General features: G+C 70.3%; 16 protein-coding genes. 7 read left to right on the top strand and 9 right to left on the bottom strand.

The window, feature by feature from the left end:
- Positions 1-25 precede the first annotated feature (25 nt).
- From yidC to hemA, 6 genes are all read right to left on the bottom strand, one after another.
- Positions 26-1,885, bottom strand: a complete 1,860-nt coding sequence (gene yidC, locus ACLBX9_RS18885) for a membrane protein insertase YidC (RefSeq protein WP_010684676.1) — start codon at positions 1,883-1,885, stop codon at positions 26-28.
- On the bottom strand, positions 1,875-2,489 hold the full coding sequence (rnpA, locus tag ACLBX9_RS18880; RefSeq protein WP_447720027.1) for a ribonuclease P protein component: 615 nt from the start codon (positions 2,487-2,489) through the stop codon (positions 1,875-1,877). The genes yidC and rnpA overlap by 11 nt, the downstream gene beginning before the upstream one ends.
- A 79-nt stretch (positions 2,490-2,568) precedes the next feature.
- Positions 2,569-2,703 carry a 50S ribosomal protein L34 gene (rpmH, locus tag ACLBX9_RS18875; RefSeq protein WP_039893469.1) on the bottom strand — a complete coding sequence of 45 codons (135 nt, stop codon included), beginning with the start codon at positions 2,701-2,703 and terminating at the stop codon, positions 2,569-2,571.
- Between the two features lie 168 nt (positions 2,704-2,871).
- Complete coding sequence (locus tag ACLBX9_RS18870) at positions 2,872-3,417, bottom strand: adenine phosphoribosyltransferase (protein ID WP_039893468.1); 546 nt, start codon at positions 3,415-3,417, stop codon at positions 2,872-2,874.
- Positions 3,418-3,487: 70 nt separating this feature from the next.
- Positions 3,488-4,285 carry an inositol monophosphatase family protein gene (locus tag ACLBX9_RS18865; RefSeq protein WP_039893467.1) on the bottom strand — a complete coding sequence of 266 codons (798 nt, stop codon included), beginning with the start codon at positions 4,283-4,285 and terminating at the stop codon, positions 3,488-3,490.
- Positions 4,286-4,450: 165 nt separating this feature from the next.
- The gene (gene hemA / locus ACLBX9_RS18860; protein WP_447720039.1) at positions 4,451-5,719 is read right to left on the bottom strand and encodes a 5-aminolevulinate synthase; all 1,269 of its coding nucleotides are present in this window, start codon (positions 5,717-5,719) and stop codon (positions 4,451-4,453) included.
- 352 nt (positions 5,720-6,071) lie between these two features.
- Here hemA and ACLBX9_RS18855 point away from each other — a divergent pair, with 352 nt between their 5' ends.
- Positions 6,072-6,257 (top strand): hypothetical protein, encoded by a 186-nt coding sequence (locus tag ACLBX9_RS18855; RefSeq protein ID WP_010684672.1) that lies wholly within the window; start codon positions 6,072-6,074, stop codon positions 6,255-6,257.
- Positions 6,258-6,342: 85 nt separating this feature from the next.
- A complete protein-coding gene (gene murA, locus ACLBX9_RS18850) occupies positions 6,343-7,632 on the top strand; it encodes a UDP-N-acetylglucosamine 1-carboxyvinyltransferase (protein ID WP_010684671.1) in 1,290 nt (429 codons plus the stop codon).
- Positions 7,633-7,662: 30 nt separating this feature from the next.
- Here murA and ACLBX9_RS18845 read toward each other — a convergent pair whose 3' ends face one another.
- Positions 7,663-8,055 carry a hypothetical protein gene (locus tag ACLBX9_RS18845; protein WP_447720026.1) on the bottom strand — a complete coding sequence of 131 codons (393 nt, stop codon included), beginning with the start codon at positions 8,053-8,055 and terminating at the stop codon, positions 7,663-7,665.
- 190 nt (positions 8,056-8,245) lie between these two features.
- On the opposite strand from ACLBX9_RS18845, the gene ACLBX9_RS18840 reads away from it, so the two are divergent.
- The 5 genes from ACLBX9_RS18840 to ACLBX9_RS18820 all read left to right on the top strand — a co-directional run bounded on the left by ACLBX9_RS18840 (position 8,246) and on the right by ACLBX9_RS18820 (position 11,617).
- Positions 8,246-8,695, top strand: a complete 450-nt coding sequence (locus ACLBX9_RS18840) for a DUF2948 family protein (protein ID WP_010684669.1) — start codon at positions 8,246-8,248, stop codon at positions 8,693-8,695.
- 22 nt (positions 8,696-8,717) lie between these two features.
- Positions 8,718-10,013 carry a histidinol dehydrogenase gene (gene hisD / locus ACLBX9_RS18835; protein ID WP_010684668.1) on the top strand — a complete coding sequence of 432 codons (1,296 nt, stop codon included), beginning with the start codon at positions 8,718-8,720 and terminating at the stop codon, positions 10,011-10,013.
- A 10-nt stretch (positions 10,014-10,023) separates the two neighbouring features.
- Entirely contained in the window at positions 10,024-10,506 is a 483-nt protein-coding gene (locus tag ACLBX9_RS18830; protein WP_447720025.1) for a UPF0262 family protein, read from the top strand.
- 23 nt (positions 10,507-10,529) lie between these two features.
- Positions 10,530-11,000, top strand: a complete 471-nt coding sequence (locus ACLBX9_RS18825; protein ID WP_039893462.1) for an arsenate-mycothiol transferase ArsC — start codon at positions 10,530-10,532, stop codon at positions 10,998-11,000.
- 173 nt (positions 11,001-11,173) lie between these two features.
- On the top strand, positions 11,174-11,617 hold the full coding sequence (locus ACLBX9_RS18820) for a hypothetical protein (protein WP_447720024.1): 444 nt from the start codon (positions 11,174-11,176) through the stop codon (positions 11,615-11,617).
- A 31-nt stretch (positions 11,618-11,648) separates the two neighbouring features.
- Here ACLBX9_RS18820 and ACLBX9_RS18815 read toward each other — a convergent pair whose 3' ends face one another.
- Both ACLBX9_RS18815 and ACLBX9_RS18810 read right to left on the bottom strand, forming a co-directional pair.
- Positions 11,649-11,975, bottom strand: coding sequence for a hypothetical protein (locus ACLBX9_RS18815; RefSeq protein ID WP_039893459.1), 327 nt, complete (start codon positions 11,973-11,975; stop codon positions 11,649-11,651).
- A 75-nt stretch (positions 11,976-12,050) separates the two neighbouring features.
- Positions 12,051-12,493 (bottom strand): transglutaminase-like cysteine peptidase (locus ACLBX9_RS18810; protein ID WP_447720023.1); only part of this gene is annotated, 443 nt, incomplete at its 5' end.

Raw genomic sequence — 12,493 nt, 5'->3', positions numbered from 1 at the left:
CATCTTGCCCGTCAGCCTTTGCCCGTCAGCTCTTGGTCGCGGCCGCCTTGGTGCCGTTGCCGCGCCGGAACGTCGATCGCAGGTTGTCCCACAGCTCCACCTTCACGCCGTTGCGGCGCATGATGATGTACTGCTGGATCACCGAGAGGGTGTTGTTCCAGGCCCAGTAGATCACGAGGCCGGCGGGGAACGAGCCCAGCATGAAGGTGAACACGATCGGCATGAAGGTGAAGATCTGCGCCTGGACCGGGTCCGGCGGCGCGGGGTTCATCTTCATCTGCACGAACATGGTCACGCCCATGATCAGCGGCCAGACGCCCAGGTGGACGAAGTCGGGCGCCGTAAAGGGCAGCAGGCCGAACAGGTTCACGATGCTCGTCGGATCCGGGGCCGCGAGGTCGTGGATCCAGCCGAAGAACGGCGCGTGGCGCATCTCGATGGTGATGAACAGCACCTTGTAGAGCGCGAAGAAGACCGGGATCTGGATCAGCACCGGCCAGCAGCCGGCGACCGGGTTGATCTTCTCCTTCTTGTACAGCTCCATCGTGGCCTGCTGCTGCTTCATGCGGTCGTCCTTGTACCGCTCGCGGATGGCGGCCATCTCGGGCTGCACGGCCTTCATCTTGGCCATGGAGACGTACGACCGGTTGGCGATCGGCAGGAACAGCAGCTTCAGGCAGAAGGTCACCACCAAGATCGAGACGCCGAAATTGCCGAACAGGTGGTAGAAGAAGTCCAGCGCCCGGAACATCGGCTTGGTGATGAAGAAGAACCAGCCCCAGTCGATCATCAGATCGAAGTGCTTGATGCCGAGGTCCTTCTCGTAGTTGTTGATCAGGTTGACTTCCTTGGCGCCCGCGAACAGGCGCTGGGTGGCCGTGGCCGAGGCGCCGCCCGCGAGGTTCACGGCGTCGCCGCGCACGCTGGCCTGGTAGACGTTGGTGCTGCCGTCGGTCCGGTCCGTGAAGGCGCCGGTGTAGGGCGTCGCCTGATCGGGGATCGCGGCGGCGGCCCAGTATTTGTCGGTGATGCCCACGAAGCCGCCGGTCACGCCGGTCCAGGCCTTGCCCTTGGTGTTGGCGCCGCCGTAGGCGCCCTCCTTGGCGAGCTTGTCGTAGGTGAATTCCTGGAGACCGTCGTTGCCGAGGTAGCCGATCATGCCCTCGTGGAGCACGTAGTAGCCCTGGGTATGCGGCTTACCCCAGCGGGAGACGAGGCTGTACGGGTAGAGCGTGATCGCCCCCGAGCCCTTGTTCTCGACCTCGTCGCGGATCGTGAACATGAACTTGTCGTCGACCGCGATGATCCGCTTGAAGACGAGGCCGGCGCCGTTGTCCCAGGTCAGGGTCACGGGCATGCCCGGCGAGAGCGTCTTGCCGTCGCTGGTCCAGAGGGTGTCGTTGTTAGGCAGCGGCCCGGCATCGGCACCGACCCAGCCGAACTCGGCGTAGTAGGGCGTCTCGGTCCCGGCCGGCGAGAACAGCACGATCTCGGGGCTCTTGGGGTCGATGGTCTCGTGGTAGTTCTTGAGGGAGACGTCGTCGACGCGGCCGCCCTTGAGGGCGATCGAGCCCGAGAGGGCCGGGGTCTCGATCCGGATGCGCGGCGAGCGGGCGAGCGCCGCCTCGCGGGAGACCGGGCCGCCCTGCGCGGTCGGCAGCGTGCCGGGCGCGGGGGCGGCCGGGCCGCCTTCCTTCGGGGACGGCGAGGGCACGCCGTCCGGCGTCACGCCCGGGGGCTGCTGCTGTTGCTGCGCGGCCTTGTTCTGCGCCTCGATCTGGCGCTGCTGCTCCATGCGCGGGCCGGCCACGAAGTACTGCCAGCCGAGGAGCACCAGCAGCGACAGGCCGATGGCCACGAACATGTTCGTCTTGTCATTGCCCATCAGGGACACCGCCGCGCGCGTTCGGAGTGACGTCAGGGCGGGCGCCGGTCTCGTCGGACCTGCGCGCGCCTGTGATTCGAGGACCTCTGCCGCGCCCGTACGACGCGCCGATGTCGGCTTGGCCGGACGGCACGGGCTGGCCCGCCTCGTGCGGGAGAGGTGTGGTCTTGGACGGCCGGTCGCCAGACTTGCTTGAAGATCGCTCCCCGGAGGACCGCTTGCCGCGGCCCTGGCCGGGAGGCCGGGGCGCGGCCGGGCGCGTCACCGCGGGCAATGCGCGGCGCAGATCCTCGGCGAGGGCTTCGAAGGGGGCCTCCAGCGCAGGGCGGCGGGCGATCAGCACGATGTCGGCCGACAGGCTCGCGAGGTCGCCCGGCAGATCGGCCGCGACCAGGGTCACGGCGGCGCGCAGGCGGCGGCGGATGCGGTTGCGCTCCGTCGCGTGGCCGACGCGCTTCGTGATGGTGAAGCCGAGCCGGAGGCCGGGCTGTCCGTCCGTCGTCCGGAGACGCCCCTGGGCGCTCATCCGCTCGGTGTGGAAGCGACGCCCCTCGGCTGCCGCCAGGAAGTCCGGTCGTTTCTTAAGCCGCTCGATCGTCGCCATCGATGGTTCGATCCCGGCCGATACCACTTGCCTCGCGGCGCGGATGCGCGAGGGCGTCCGCGCCCGAGAGGATCCAGCCTCAGGCCGACAGCTTCTTGCGGCCGTGGGCGCGACGGCGCGCGATGACCTTGCGGCCGCCGGCGGTGGCCATGCGCGCACGGAAGCCGTGACGGCGCTTACGGACGAGCTTGCTCGGCTGGTAGGTTCTCTTCATGGCTCAGAGCCTTCAAAGGTCGAGGCGCGCTCGCGGGCAGCTGATGCTGCACCCGACCTTCACGCGTCCTGGTTGTCTGCAAACACGAAGGGCGCCCATGCGGGGCGCCACGTCGCGAGTGGCGGGCTTATGGCGGATGGGTCCCGTGAAGTCAACGTTTTGTGGATCTTAATGCCCCTCGAACTGCATCAGCGCGCGCACCTCGACGCCCATGTCGCGCAGGCGCTGCGCGCCACCGATCTCGGGCAGGTCGATGACGAAGCAGGCTGCCACGATCTCGGCGCCGATCTTTTGGAGCAGGTTCACGGCCGCGGTGGCGGTGCCACCCGTGGCGATCAGGTCGTCGACCAGCAACACGCGGTCGCCCGGCTTCACGGCGTCGACGTGGATCTCGATCTCGTCGGTGCCGTATTCCAGGGCGTAGGCCATCGAGACGGTCGTGTGGGGGAGCTTGCCCTTCTTGCGGATCGGCACGAATCCGCAGGAGAGCTGGTGGGCGATGGCCCCGCCCAGGATGAAGCCCCGGGCCTCGATGCCGGCGACCTGGTGGATCTGCCCGCCGGCGTACGGGTGCACCAGCGCGTCCACCGCCCGCCGGAACGCCCGCGGGTCGCTGAGCAGGGTGGTGATGTCGCGGAAGATGATCCCGGGCTTCGGGTAGTCGGGAATCGAACGAATCGACTCCTTCAGCGCGACGTGGCGGCGGGCTTCCATGCGTTCGGCCTTCCGTGGAGAACCGCGGGCTTAAAGCAGAAGCCCGGCGGACTGACCAGTTCGCGGCGGCTCAGGCCGCCTGGACCTTCTTGAGGATGGCGACGAGCTCCCGGTGCAGCCCCTCGTTGCCGCAGGCCACCGAGCGGGGAGCCAAGGGTTCGGCCGCACCATCCGCCGAGGTCACGAAGCCGCCCGCCTCGCGCACTAGGATCACGCCGGCCGCGAAGTCGTAGGTCTGGAGATCGCGCTCCCAGTAGGCATCGAGGCGCCCGCAGGCCACGTAGGCCATGTCGAGGGCCGCCGAGCCCATCCGGCGGGTCCCGCCGGCCACCGCCATCACGGCGCCGAGCTCGCGCAGGAGCCGCGGATGGCTGCCGCGGCCCAGATAGGGCGTGCCGTATCCCACCAGCGCGTCCGCCATGTCCTGGCGGCCGGAGACGCGCAGGCGCCGGTTGTTGAGGTAGGCGCCCTTGCCGCGCTCGGCGACGAACAGCTCGTCCTTGATCGGATCGAAGATCACGCCGGCGACGATCTGGCCCTCGCGCTCAAGACCGACCGAGACCGCGAAGTGCGGCACGCCGTGCAGGAAGTTGGCGGTGCCGTCGAGGGGGTCGACGTGCCAGGTGTGGCTCTTGTCGGTGCCCTCGATGATCCCGTTCTCCTCCAGAACGAGGCTGTAGCCCGGGCGCGCCTTCATGAGGGCGTCGCGCAGCACCTCCTCGGCCTTGCGGTCGGCCGCCGAGACGAAGTCGCCCGGACCTTTGCGCGAGACCTGCAGGTTCTCGACCTCGCCGAAGTCGCGGCGCAGGCCGCGGGCGGCCTTGCGCACGGCGTCGACCATCACGGTCATGAGAGGTGAGGAGATCATCGGTTCGAGACTTTTCGCGAGGACGGATTGGCGCCGTCGTTACAGGGACGCGCCGGAAAAGACGAGATGGAGACAGGAGATGGCGGGGTGCGAGCTTCGGCGCGCGGGCACCGGAATCTCGCCCGCCCCCGCAGAGGGGCAGAGCCGCGGGGAGCGCCGTGCGTCCTACTCCGCCGCCTCGACGAACACGGTCCCGGCCCGCGGCAGATCCAGCGCCTCCCAGGTCTCGGCCAGGGCCGCGGCGAGCTTGGCGATGTGCGCTTCGTCGTGGAACGGCGAGGGCGTGATCCGCAGGCGTTCGGTGCCGCGGGGCACGGTCGGATAGTTGATCGGCTGGATGTAGATGGCGTGGTGCTCGAGCAGGTGGTCGGCCGCCGCCTTGCACAGTTCGGCATCGCCGACCATCACCGGCACGATATGGGTCTCGGTCTCCAGAACCGGCAGGCCCGCCTCCGTCAGCGCCGCCTTGGTGGCAGCCGCCTGGCGCTGATGCGCCTCCCGCTCGACGTTCGAACGCTTGAGGTAGCGCACGGAGGCCCGGGCCGCCGACGCCACGGCGGGCGGCAGGGCCGTCGTGAAGATGAAGCCCGGCGCGAAGCTGCGCACCGCGTCGCAGATCGCCGCCGAAGCGGTGATGTAGCCGCCGACGCAGCCGAAACCCTTGGCGAGCGTCCCCTCGATCACGTCGACCCGGTGCATCACCCCGTCGCGCTCGGCGATGCCGCCGCCGCGCGGGCCGTAGAGGCCGACGGCGTGGACCTCGTCCAGGTAGGTCATCGCCCCGTAGCGGTCGGCGAGGTCGCAGATCCGGCCGATCGGCGCCACGTCGCCGTCCATCGAGTAGACGGACTCGAAGACGATCAGCTTGGGTCGGTCGCCCGCGTCCCGCAGCAGCTCCTCCAGGTGCTGGAGGTCGTTGTGCCGGAAGATCTTCTTCGCGCAGCCGGAATGGCGCACGCCCTCGATCATCGAGTTGTGGTTGAAGGCATCCGACAGGATCAGGCAATCCGGGATCAGCTTGGCGATGGTCGAGATGCCGGCCTGGTTGGACACGTAGCCCGACGTGAAGACGAGCCCGGCCTCCTTGCCGTGCAGGTCCGCGAGCTCGCGCTCAAGGTCGACCAGCGGCGAATTGTTGCCCGCGATATTGCGGGTGCCGCCCGCGCCGACGCCGCAGCGGGCGGCGGTCTCGGTCATGGCCGCCACGACTTCCTTGTGCTGCCCCATGCCGAGATAATCGTTGGAGCACCACACGGTGATCTCGGTGGTCTTGCCCTCGGGCTGGCGCCACTTGGCGGTGGGAAAGCGGCCGGAGATGCGCTCGATATCGGCGAAGACGCGGTAGCGCCGCTCACCGTGCAGCTGGTCCAGGGCGCCGCGGAAGTAGCGCTCGTATCCAGAGCCGGCGCGCGTCGATCCCCCTGAGGCGAGCATCGTGCTGGGCATCCGGGTGACGGTCATCGAGCGTCCTTCGCGTATTCGGCCGCGCGGGCGGCGCCGGTGGGCGCCGATGTCCCGCGATCGAGGTCCGGCCTCGGTCCAATCCTTCGCGTGAGGGGCGGAAGATACGCGCGGATCTGGAACTGGTTCAAGGTAAGGTTCCGGCATCGCTGCGTTGCATCCGTTGAGAGGGCGGCGCAAAGCCGCTAGCGTCGCCGCCGTCGAGCGGACGAACGTCCCAGCAGATCCTGTCGTCACCGATGCCCCTCCGACCGCGAACAGGCGCGAGCGCCGCTGCCGTCCCCCGCAGCCCCGACCTGGCCCTGCGGCGACGATGGGTCGCGCGATGACGGACGCGAAGGACGTACGGGCGGCCCGCCTGAAGGCCGCGCTCAGGGAGAATCTGCGGCGGCGCAAGGCGCAGGACCGGGGACGGGCGGAGGTGCGGCCGCCCGCGGATGCGGAACCCGATCCCGAAGGCGGCGCGCGGGACGACGAAGGCGGTCCTGATTCCGACAAAACCGGGCTATAGGCCACGGCCAAGCCTGGGCGCCGCGGCGCCCGCGCACAATTCGGCCGGCCGCGCATCCCCTCGGTGCGTCGCCCGAGGACCCAGCATGGACCGCATCCACATCACCGGCGGCACGCCGCTCAACGGCGTGATCCCGATCTCAGGCGCCAAGAACGCGGCGCTGCCGCTGATGATCGCGAGCCTGCTCACCGGCGAGACGCTGGAGCTGATCAACGTGCCGCGGCTGGCCGACATCGCGGCGCTGACGCGGATCCTTGGCAATCACGGCGTCGACCACATGGTGGTCGGCAAGCGCCCCGGGCAGACCACCGAGACCGGCCAGACGATCCGGCTGACCGCCTCCAACGTCATCGACACCACCGCGCCCTACGACCTGGTCTCGACCATGCGGGCGAGCTTCTGGGTGATCGCGCCGCTGCTCGCCCGGTTCGGCGAGGCCAAGGTCTCGCTGCCCGGCGGCTGCGCCATCGGCACCCGGCCGGTGGACCTGCTGATCATGGCGCTGGAGCGGCTCGGAGCCGAGATCGAGATCGACGCCGGCTACGTCGTCGCCAAGACCAAGAACGGCCTGCGCGGCGCCGAGATCGCCTTCCCCAAGGTGACGGTCGGCGGCACCCACGTGGCGCTGATGGCGGCGGCGCTGGCCTACGGCACCACGGTGATCGAGAACGCCGCCCGCGAGCCGGAGGTGGTCGACCTCGCCGAGTGCCTGAACAAGATGGGCGCCAAGATCCGCGGCGCCGGCACGCCGCATATCGAGATCGAGGGCGTGGCGCGGCTCGGCGGCGCCCGCCACGAGGTGCTGCCGGACCGGATCGAGACCGGGACCTACGCGATGGCGGTGGCGATGGCCGGCGGCGACGTGGTCCTGAAGGACACGCGCGCCGAGCTGCTGCATTCGGCCCTCGACGTCCTGTCGACCACGGGCGCCGAGATCAGCCAGGTCGAGGGCGGGATCCGGGTCCGCCGCAACGGCGCCGGCATCGCGGCGGTCGACGTGACCACGGACCCGTTCCCGGGTTTCCCCACCGACCTGCAGGCGCAGTTCATGGCGCTGATGACCCTGGCCAAGGGCCAGTCGCACATCCGCGAGACGATCTTCGAGAACCGGTTCATGCACGTGCAGGAGCTGGCCCGCCTCGGCGCCAAGATCCGCCTGGAGGGCGACCTCGCGATCGTCGAGGGCGTCGAGCGGCTCAAGGGCGCCCCCGTGATGGCCACGGACCTGCGCGCCTCCGTCTCCCTGGTCATCGCCGGCCTCGCCGCCGAGGGCGAGACCCAGATCAACCGGGTCTACCACCTCGACCGCGGCTTCGAGGCGCTGGAAGCCAAGCTCGGCCGCTGCGGGGCGCGGATCGAGCGCGTGCGGGCGTGACGCGCTGACGCGGCGCGCCGGCCTGTCTCCTCAATCCTCGATCTGCCCGCGCTTGTAGCCGAAGCCCGGGATCTCGCAGCCGCAGGGGGCTCCGGGTGGCGCGGCGCGTGTCAGGCACGTGCCGCGGGCGGTCACGCAGACGCTGTCGTCCACACGGTGCCGCTCGTAACGGTGGCGCCAGCGCGGGCGGGGCCGGTCGAACGCGTCGTCGGGCGGTGGAGGCGGAGGCGGTGGCCGCCAGCCGTAGCCGTCACCGGCCGGAGGCGGCGGCCGGTGACGCGGCGGGGCGTAGTCCTCGCGGTCCGGGCCCGGCCGACCGTAGATGTGGGGCCTCGCATCTGGGCCGACCTGTGCGGCGGGATCGGCGGCCGGCGATCCCAGAGCCAGCGCGGCCAGAACCGCGCGCATGACGTGCTTGCCCATCCCCGATCCCGACACGAACCGCCCGCCGAGGAGGCTACGCGGCCAGGCTGGACCGAACCTGTCCGGTCCCCCGAAGCACGATCCCGGCCTCAGCCGTTGCCCGCGTGCGGCCGCACCGCTACCTACGCCCTGCCGCCAGCCGCGCCTCCGGGTCTGGCCGGCGTCCCATTGTCCCGAGGATGTCCCCTTCATGGAGCTGCTCAGGCTCGCCGCCCTCGACGCCGAGGATCTGACCGTGATCTCCGCACATCTGCAGGACGCGATCCTGCGCCCGGAGGATCTGACCTACCTCGCCGGCGAGCGGCGCTTCCTCATGGCGGTGCGGCGCTTCGACTGGACGCCGGACGTCCCGCCCCGGCGGCGCCTCGCCGGCCTGCACGTGGAGCGCGTCCTCGGCGTGAAGAGCCGTGGGCTGAAGCCCGCCGACACCACGCCCATGAGCCTGCTCGCCCTGACGTTCGAGCCGACGGAGGCGCCCTCGGGGTTCATCGATCTCGTCTTCTCCGGCGGCGCGGCCCTGCGCCTGGAGGTCGAGTGCATCGAGGTCCGGATGAAGGATCTCGGTCCCGTCTGGGAATCGGCCAACCGCCCGGGCCACGACATCGACACGCCCGACACGACCGCCGGCACGGCGGCCTGACGCGAGACGAAAGGCTTACCCGATGGTCCGGCTCGACAGCAGCGCCCCGAATTTCGCCGCGGATTTCGCGCGCCTGCTCACGGTGAAGCGCGAGATCGCCGAGGACGTGGACGAGGCGGTGCGCGGCATCATCGCCGACGTCGTCGCCCGCGGCGACGACGCCCTGGTCGAGTACACGCGGCGGTTCGACCGTCTCGGCGCCGGCTTCTCGGCCGCCCAGCTGCGGGTCACCGAGGCGGAGATCGCCGCGGCGGTCGAGGCCTGCCCGGCGGACCTGCTGGAGGCGCTGCGGCTCGCCGCGGAGCGGATCGAGGCCTTCCACCGGACCCAGCGGCCCGCGGATCACCGGGCCACCGACGCAATCGGAGTCACCGCCGGCTGGCGCTGGACAGCGCTGGAATCGGTGGGCCTCTACGTCCCCGGCGGGACGGCGAGCTACCCGTCCTCGGTGCTGATGAACGCGATCCCGGCCCGCGTCGCCGGGGTGCCGCGGCTCGTGATGGTGGTGCCGACCCCGGACGGCCAGATGAACCCGCTGGTGCTGGCTGCCGCGCGGCTCGCCGGCGTGCACGAGGTCTACCGGGTAGGCGGCGCCCAGGCGGTGGCGGCCTTGGCCCACGGCACGGACACGATCGCGCCGGTCGCCAAGATCGTCGGACCCGGCAACGCCTGGGTGGCGGCGGCCAAGCGGCGGGTCTTCGGCCAGGTCGGGATCGACATGATCGCCGGCCCCTCCGAGGTGCTGGTTCTGGCCGACGGCCATGCCAACCCGGACTGGATCGCCGCCGACCTCCTGGCCCAGGCCGAGCACGACGTCGCCGCCCAGGCGATCCTCATCACCGACAGCGCCGAACTCGCCGACGCCGTCGAGGGCGCGGTGGAACGCGCGCTGACCACCCTCCCCCGCCAGGAGATCGCCCGGACAAGCTGGCGCGACTACGGCGCCATCGTGCGGGTGCGGGATTTCGACGAGGCCGTGCCCCTCGTCGACCGCCTCGCCCCGGAGCACCTGGAGATCGAGACGGACGACGCGGAGGCGCTCGCCGCCAGGGTGCGCAACGCCGGGGCGATCTTCCTCGGCTCGCACACGCCGGAGGCGATCGGCGACTACGTGGGCGGCCCGAACCACGTCCTGCCCACCGCCCGCTCGGCCCGGTTCTCCTCCGGACTCGGGGTGCTCGACTTCATGAAACGGACGACGATCCTCGCCTGCACGCCGGAGAGCTTGCGGGCGCTCGGTCCGGCGGCGATAAACCTCGGCCGGTCCGAGGGCCTGGAGGGGCACGCCCGCTCCGTCGCGATCCGGCTGAACCTGTGAGGTTTTGGGGATGGCGGAGAAGCAGCGCGGGCCGAACCGCCTCGCGAAGGTGAGCCTCGACGAGGCCTCCATCGCCCGCGGCAATCCGGATCAGGAGCACGAGCGGGCGATCGCCCTGTTCGACATCCTGGAGGACAATTCCTTCACCATTCCAGGCCGGGAGGGGCCCTACGCCCTGACGCTGGGCCTCGTCGAGAACAAGCTGTCCTTCGCCATCTCGTCGGTGGAGGGCGAGCCGGTGATGACGCACCTCCTGTCGCTGACCCCGTTCCGGCGCGTGATCCGCGACTACGAGATGATCTGCGACAGCTACTACAACGCGATCCGCACCGCCTCGCCGTCGCAGATCGAGGCGATCGACATGGGCCGGCGCGGCCTGCACAACGAGGCCTCCGAGACGCTGAAGCAGCGCCTCGAGGGCAAGGTCGACCTCGACCACGACACGGCGCGCCGCCTGTTCACCCTAATCTTCGCCCTGCACTGGAAGGGCTAGGGCGCCCTCCGCGCCGACCGGCGATGGCTGAGCCCCTCCCCGAGCCCACTCCGAAGAAGCGGCGGGTCCAGTCGGTCCTGTTCATGTGCAACTACAACGCGGTGCGCTCGGTGGCCGCAGAGGCGATCGCGCGCGCCTACTTCGGCAAATCCACCTACGTGCAGTCGGCCGGCGTGCGCTCGGGCGAGCCCACCGATCCCTTCATGGTCGCGGCCCTCGACGAGGTCGGCATCGACGCGAGCCGGCACCGGCCCCGCACCATCGAGGAGCTGGAGGACTGGGAGGGGCTGAACTTCGACCTGATCATCACCCTCGCCCCGGAGGCGCACCACCGGGCCCTGGCCCTGACCCACACCCTCGCGGCCGATGTGGAATACTGGCCGACCCCCGATCCGACGCTCCTGCAGGATGCCTCCCGCGAGCAGCGCCTCGACGCCTATCGCGATGTCCGCGACGGCCTGACCCAGCGGATCAAGGCTCGCCTGAAGGGCTGACGGCACGGGGCGTCGCGGGGCCGTGCGCGGGCCGGACACGCCGGCTCCGCGCGGACGAGACAGGCCGCGCGACCAGAGGCGCCGCGTCGACGATCTTCAACACATCCGCCATCGTGCCAGACGACAAGATCCGGTAAGTTCGGGCTCTGCGCACGTTGATTCGGCGAAATCTGATGAAAACTACAGTCTTTTTGCTATTTTTATTGATGCCTTACTTGGCATCAACAACAATATCTCATGCGCAGTGGCGGCCTTCTGGTGGGTTACTCGACGTCGCGGTAACGCCGAAGTGCTCCGCGACGGGCGGAAAGGTCGCACTGGCAACACAGGACGGCGTCTACCTGTGCCCGTCGCGCGAAGCACAGATCAACGCGCAAGTCGCCGACGCGAGCCACTTCTATCTCGTCCATGCGTACGGGCACCTCGCCATCCACAACACGTCTGACAAGCTGGCCGATTGCTGGGCCGCCCACACGCTGGCGGCGGCACCGCGCGGGCCGCACTTCGTCCGACAGTGGATCAAGCACTGGCGGGCCTACGGGACGACCAATCCGACCTTCGGCACGCCCGAGCAGCGGATCGCGAACGTCCGCGGCTGTTGCGCCTGCGGCGTCTAGACCGGCGGGCGCCGGTCCGGGCCGCGGCGGCTCAGCCGCGGCTGCCGACCAGCCAGGCCCGGATGCGGCCGGCGAGGAGCGGCCGGGCCCGGGCGACGTCGTCCTCGTCGAGGAGCGGCGAGCCGGCCAGGGCGGCGAGATAGGCGTCCTCGGCGCCGCGGCAGGCCCGGAAGGCCGCGTCGGCAGCCAAGTCCCGCTCCGTCAGCGCGGCCTCGATCTGGAAGTTGCGTGTGAGGCAGTCCCGCCAGAGGGCGTGCCGGCCCTCGGTCTCGCTGGCAGCCCGCGCCGTGCCGGAGACATCCAGGACCAGCAGGGCCGCGACAATCGGGGCCGGCGACACGTGGCGGGCTCGCGGCATCGAACTGGCACTCCGTCGCACGACAGAGTGGCGCCGCAGGGTTACCAATCGGTTAAGGAGCCCGCCTGAGGGCGGTCAGCGGTTTGCGGTGGTGACGGGGGAGGTGACGCCGCCGAGGGACACCCAGGCGACGGCGTCCTGGCTCTCGCGCTTGATGAACACGTAGCCGGTCTTGTGCCAGGGCAGGATCGCGCTGGTCTTGTTGTCGAGCACGAGGTCGCCCCGGTCGGTGATGAGGGTGAGCACCGCGTGGCCCTCGCCCTTCTCGTCGATCACCACGGTCATGCGCATCGCCCGCCGCGGCAGCCCGGCCTCGGCCAGCAGGTGGCGCTTGAGCAGTTGGAAGTCCTCGCAGTCGCCGATGCCGTCCTCGGCCAGGTCCCAGCGGTCGGCCACGTGCAGGTGCTCCTGGTCTGTCATCGGCTCGACCGCCTTGTTGACCCGCCGGTTCACCGACACGATCGTCGCCCAGGTCGACGGCGTCAGGCTGATCCGCGCCGGCTCGCTGCGGTCCACCG

It is taken from the genome of Methylobacterium sp. A49B, from assembly GCF_053346215.1.
This window is presented reverse-complemented; position numbering and strand designations above follow the sequence as displayed.

Excerpts from the sequence above, each read along its gene's own strand:
- yidC (WP_010684676.1), bottom strand. The coding sequence starts at position 1,885 with ATGGGCAATGACAAGACGAACATGTTCGTGGCCATCGGCCTGTCGCTG.
- rnpA (WP_447720027.1), bottom strand. The coding sequence starts at position 2,489 with ATGGCGACGATCGAGCGGCTTAAGAAACGACCGGACTTCCTGGCGGCA.
- rpmH (WP_039893469.1), bottom strand. The coding sequence starts at position 2,703 with ATGAAGAGAACCTACCAGCCGAGCAAGCTCGTCCGTAAGCGCCGTCAC.
- ACLBX9_RS18870 (WP_039893468.1), bottom strand. The coding sequence starts at position 3,417 with ATGGAAGCCCGCCGCCACGTCGCGCTGAAGGAGTCGATTCGTTCGATT.
- ACLBX9_RS18865 (WP_039893467.1), bottom strand. The coding sequence starts at position 4,285 with ATGATCTCCTCACCTCTCATGACCGTGATGGTCGACGCCGTGCGCAAG.
- hemA (WP_447720039.1), bottom strand. The coding sequence starts at position 5,719 with ATGCTCGCCTCAGGGGGATCGACGCGCGCCGGCTCTGGATACGAGCGC.
- ACLBX9_RS18855 (WP_010684672.1), top strand. The coding sequence starts at position 6,072 with ATGACGGACGCGAAGGACGTACGGGCGGCCCGCCTGAAGGCCGCGCTC.
- murA (WP_010684671.1), top strand. The coding sequence starts at position 6,343 with ATGGACCGCATCCACATCACCGGCGGCACGCCGCTCAACGGCGTGATC.
- ACLBX9_RS18845 (WP_447720026.1), bottom strand. The coding sequence starts at position 8,055 with ATGGGCAAGCACGTCATGCGCGCGGTTCTGGCCGCGCTGGCTCTGGGA.
- ACLBX9_RS18840 (WP_010684669.1), top strand. The coding sequence starts at position 8,246 with ATGGAGCTGCTCAGGCTCGCCGCCCTCGACGCCGAGGATCTGACCGTG.
- hisD (WP_010684668.1), top strand. The coding sequence starts at position 8,718 with ATGGTCCGGCTCGACAGCAGCGCCCCGAATTTCGCCGCGGATTTCGCG.
- ACLBX9_RS18830 (WP_447720025.1), top strand. The coding sequence starts at position 10,024 with ATGGCGGAGAAGCAGCGCGGGCCGAACCGCCTCGCGAAGGTGAGCCTC.
- ACLBX9_RS18825 (WP_039893462.1), top strand. The coding sequence starts at position 10,530 with ATGGCTGAGCCCCTCCCCGAGCCCACTCCGAAGAAGCGGCGGGTCCAG.
- ACLBX9_RS18820 (WP_447720024.1), top strand. The coding sequence starts at position 11,174 with ATGAAAACTACAGTCTTTTTGCTATTTTTATTGATGCCTTACTTGGCA.
- ACLBX9_RS18815 (WP_039893459.1), bottom strand. The coding sequence starts at position 11,975 with ATGCCGCGAGCCCGCCACGTGTCGCCGGCCCCGATTGTCGCGGCCCTG.